We start from the raw sequence: 4,515 nt of genomic DNA, 5'->3' as shown, positions 1-4,515 counted from the left end.
GATACCAGTATCACAGGGCCCGTACAGCCCATTCCGCTGTCCGCATAGATGCCTTCTTTCCACAGCGCTTTCACGCCCTCCTCCAGATCCATGATCTCGATTCCGGGGATCTGCTCCGTCACCACCTCTTTCGGCGGTGCCGTCACTTCCTCTTCCTCTGCTGCCGGTTTTTCCGCTGCTTTCCTCTCTGCCAGTATCTCTTTGAATCCGGCTTTATGAGCCACCTCGAATTCTTTGGCAGAGATATCAAATACCTTTCCTCTCACCAGCTGTGCCGCATACCGGATCGCACCGGTAATGAGGGGTGCCCCGGAGGCTCTGGAGATGATCATCACCAGCTGGTCATAACCTTCCCCGATACCCGGGCCATAGCCATAGCCGGATGCCTCGTAACTCCCCCCTGTGGTATAGGAAGACAGCATCTTCACCAGGAGGTTGCCTGTCAGGGAATCGCACACCATAACATCCGGTGTCCCCTGAAGGATATCGTTCCCCCGCATGACACAGCCCCCGTCTGCCCTGCCTGACTCCGCAAAGGAGATGGCATATCCATTCTCTTTCAGCTTCTTTAGAGCAATCTCCGTCTGGCGGGCACCATCCACATTCAGGATGCCCACGGTAGGGTTGGGATTTCCACAGGTCTTCGCTGCAATGATCCCGTAGACTGCGTTTTTGATCATGCCTTCCACCCGGTCCGCACTGGAGGTTCCGGTTGTGGTTGCCAGATACATTTCCTTTCCCTTTGCCGGTGTCTCTACACGGCCTACGGTAGATACACCGATAGGGAAGGGATAGTGCATGGTCACTGCACCGTCCACCTCTTTGGATTTCAGAAGTTCCTCCATCTTATGGTGGCCTTCTTCCTCATTGGCCACTTTAACTGTAATCACCCCTTCTGCTTCCAGGGTACCAATATAGTAGACCTCAATTCCTTCTTTCGAAGCTGCTATTGCCGCTTCCATTGCATTTTCTTCCCCATGTTCGCTGCCCATGCCTGTGAGGGCAATCTTCGGCTTTTTTCCAAAGTTTCCTGTCTCCAGGCCCTCTGCGATCTCTGCAAAGGTGGCAGCAACCATCTTTTCTATCTTATTCGCCATCACACACTCCTTACTCTGCCAGCAGAGCAGCTGCAAAATCCTTCATTGTCTTCCCGATCAGTGTTCTTACTTCCTCTTCAGATACACCGGCAGCAGCCTTTTCTTCCTCAGCTGTATTTCCGTGGATCACAAAGGAGACACCGTCAAACAGGTTCGTCATACGTCCCAGGAATAAGCTTCCCTTTCCGATGATCATGGCCCTTTTGATTCTGTCGGCCTTGATATCCTCGCAGGCAAATCCGATGTATGGTACGCCGGAAGGGATATGTCCCTGGGTAGGTGCCCAGCCTGTCAGGCCATGCTCTTTGGTGAAGTTAGCCAGCTCTTTTCTGTCCAGTTCTCCGTTCTTTACTGCCAGTGCCCCGATCATCTTATAGTTGGCCATGGGCACATCCCCTGCCCCTGCAGGCTTTGTGATATCCGGGTTCTGCATCTCCGGAGAATATTTATCAATGTCCGGAATCTTTAGTCCCGCTTTCTTGAGAGGCTCCGCTACAAGGCTGCCGATAACTGCCTGGGGGGCAGATCCAGTTCCTACGGTGTGGCGCCCCAGCATATCCAGGTCGATCTCCGGGCTGGTTCCGTCGTTCTGCGAGATAACAACTGCAAAACCACCTAAACAATCCTCCAGAATCGGCAGGCCCTTCTTGATGTGGTCTTTTCCGTTCATGCCCAGCTTTGCAGTGCATCCGCCAGAAGTCACCACCACCGTCTTGTAAGCGCCGGATTTTACCAGAGCGGCCGCTTCAATCATGGCATGGGTAGGAGCCGCACAGAAGCCTCTGGCGTCAGAACCGGAAGCACCGGTAAGTCCTGCGATCTCAGCCGCTGCCTTGGCAAAGTTGCCGCCGCCCCGCTGGTTCATATCCCCGCAGGCCTCCTCGGCACAGTCGATTACATACTCAACTTCGGACTTCTCGATTCCTGCATTTTTCACTGCATAGAGAAGAGCCAGGACACTGGATGCCTTGCTCATCAGGTTCTCGTGCATCACATGGGCGGAAAGGTTCGTGTCAATATCGTGGGCACGCTTCACACAGCCCACCAGTTTTCCGGCAAAGTACAAGCCTTCCGCGTGTTCCTCCTTCACCAGGTGTTCGATCTTGTCATGCTCTTCCCCCTCCACGATTCTCTCCACGATGTCCTCTGTGATGATGGGATTCTCTGCAAACTTACTCTTGTATTCTGCTACAAACTCTTTATCCAGCTCCACGACCTCAAACATATCACTTGCCTGGACGAGAAATAAGAACTCCTCCTCGGGCATAATCTCGCCGTATGTTCCGAACCGCTTCGCATCTTCCTTTTTCTTGTCATACCAGGGAAACTCCACTTCTGCCAGCTCATCCGGGTGTACATTTCCGATGTAGGTCTGGTTTGGCCAGTAGGAAACTGCCTCTTCATAGGACCGCAGGTGCTGCGGCACTTCTTTTAGATATTCAGACTCCGGGTTTACGATTTTTTCTGTTGTCTGTGTTGTTCCATTATATAAAACCATATCGGGGGTATGTACTAATACATAACCGGCCCCTTTGATCACACTGTTCATTGGTTATCCACCTTTCTGCGACTCTTTTTGATAGAGTAAAAAGAGCCAGCCCCCGGCGGGTGCACAGGACCTGACTCTTTTTATATTTTCTTAAAACTTACAAAACTCGTCTCGGATGGAGGTCATTTCCTGGATGATATCATCCACGTCAAGGACCATCTCCATCATGCTGATTTGTTCATCATACACTGCTTCATCGAATTCTTCCTTCATTTCCGGTTCACATACGTGATATACGCGAAGTCCAAGCTGGACTCCTGTCAACGGACCTGCAAAAGTCGGGTCGCCTGCAGTCACGGTCTCAGCTGCAAGCCCTGCAGCTTCTCCCTCTGCGGCACCCAGAACAACAACGATGTTCTCTGCGCCGTATTCCTCGGCAAACTCTTTCACTCTCTTCTGGTTCTCCAGATCCATTGCTCCTGCGCTTGTTCAAACGAAGCACTCCGTGGATGAGAATACGATCTCTCCGCCGGCAGTCTTTACACACTCTGCGATGGCAGGTCCCGGTATTCCATCACGGTCTCCGATAATGATGACTTTTTTATCTTTCAAAATAGCCATGATTCGTTTCTCCTTTCTGTAAAATGCTATCTATGATAAAGAAATACATTAGATATACTTCTGAATCATTGCTTCAATGCTCTGAGCGGTAGCCTCGTCTTTTACTACCTCATCAATCTTCTCCCCGTCCTTATAGACTGCCATGACCGGAAGTCCAAGAACCTTCTGTCCAATGGCAAGGCGGCGTGCCTTTGTGGTATTCAGGGAAGTAAACTTCATCTTGTCACCATAGGTCTCTGCGAACTCATGTACTTTCGGCATTAATGCCTGGCAGGGTACACATCCATCCCCATAAAAATCTACAAATACATAACCTTGAGCCTTCAATACTTCCTCATCAAAATTTGTCTTATCCAGATCTTTCATCTATCATATCCTCCTTCTTCAATAAATATGTGGCCGCTCAAAACCAATCCTGGTTCTGTTAAGTTCGGTGGGCGGCTTTTAGAAATAGTCGGACAGGCTTCTTTCCACCTGTACTGCCGCAATAGCCCCATCTGCCGATGCGGTAACGACCTGCCGGAGACTTTTTACCCGCACATCCCCTGCTGCGTATACGCCGGGAATATTGGTGTGCATGTTCTCGTCTGTCTTGATATAGCCTCTCTCATCCATGTCGATGAGCCCTTCAAATACTTCCGTATTCGGAATCATCCCGATAAATCCAAACACGCCGAACATGCCGTCCTCCGGGTCTGCGTCTATCTTTTTGGTCTCCCCGGTCTTTACATTCTTTACAACCATCCCCTGGAGGATGTCGTCTCCGTAAAGTTCTTCCACAACGCTGTCCCACATAAAGTGCAGCTTTGGAATGGTGAAGGCCTTCTCCTGTATGGACTTCGCAGCACGCAGCTCATTTCGCCTGTGGATGACTGTGACCTTCCTGGCAAACTTGGTCAGGTACATGGCTTCCTCAACGGCGGAATCACCACCGCCCACTACGAATACTTCCATATCTTCAAAAAAGTTGGCATCACAGGTGGCACAGTAGGAGACTCCTTTACCAAGGTATTCTCTCTCTCCCTTGCAGCCGATGGGCCTTGGGTGGGCACCGGTGGCAATGATAACATTTTTGCCCCTGTACTCTTCCTTTTCCCCCTTTAGAACTTTCACTTCACCTTCCAGGGAAACTTCTTTGATCGTGTCAGAGACACGCACTGCACCAAATTTTGCCGACTGTGCTGTCATCCTCGCAATCAGCTCCGGGCCGGATTCTCCATCCACCATCTGTCCCGGATAGTTCTCAATCTCATCTGTGATGGCAATCTGACCGCCGTCCTGACCTTTTTCGATGATCAGCGTGGAGAG

At 50.8% G+C, this 4,515-nt stretch carries 5 protein-coding genes; all 5 read right to left on the bottom strand.

Going from position 1 to position 4,515, the window contains the following annotated elements; translation table 11 throughout:
- Positions 1-1,097 (bottom strand): glycine/sarcosine/betaine reductase complex component C subunit alpha (gene grdD / locus BN3456_RS01225; protein WP_089982192.1); only part of this gene is annotated, 1,097 nt, incomplete at its 3' end.
- Between the two features lie 10 nt (positions 1,098-1,107).
- Positions 1,108-2,646 (bottom strand): glycine/sarcosine/betaine reductase complex component C subunit beta, encoded by a 1,539-nt coding sequence (gene grdC, locus BN3456_RS01220; protein ID WP_089982190.1) that lies wholly within the window; start codon positions 2,644-2,646, stop codon positions 1,108-1,110.
- Between the two features lie 90 nt (positions 2,647-2,736).
- Complete coding sequence (grdA, locus tag BN3456_RS01215) at positions 2,737-3,207, bottom strand: glycine/sarcosine/betaine reductase complex selenoprotein A (RefSeq protein WP_089982188.1); 471 nt, start codon at positions 3,205-3,207, stop codon at positions 2,737-2,739.
- A 48-nt stretch (positions 3,208-3,255) separates the two neighbouring features.
- Complete coding sequence (locus tag BN3456_RS01210) at positions 3,256-3,573, bottom strand: thioredoxin TrxA (protein ID WP_089982186.1); 318 nt, start codon at positions 3,571-3,573, stop codon at positions 3,256-3,258.
- Between the two features lie 78 nt (positions 3,574-3,651).
- Positions 3,652-4,515, bottom strand: an 864-nt coding sequence (locus BN3456_RS01205) for an NAD(P)/FAD-dependent oxidoreductase (RefSeq protein ID WP_141654483.1), incomplete at its 5' end; no start/stop codon positions are given.

Source organism: Clostridium sp. C105KSO13 (genome assembly GCF_001517425.1).
Lineage (GTDB): Bacteria > Bacillota > Clostridia > Lachnospirales > Lachnospiraceae > Muricomes.
The sequence above is the reverse complement of the archived record's forward strand: the minus strand, read 5'-3'. Positions and strand labels throughout refer to the sequence as shown.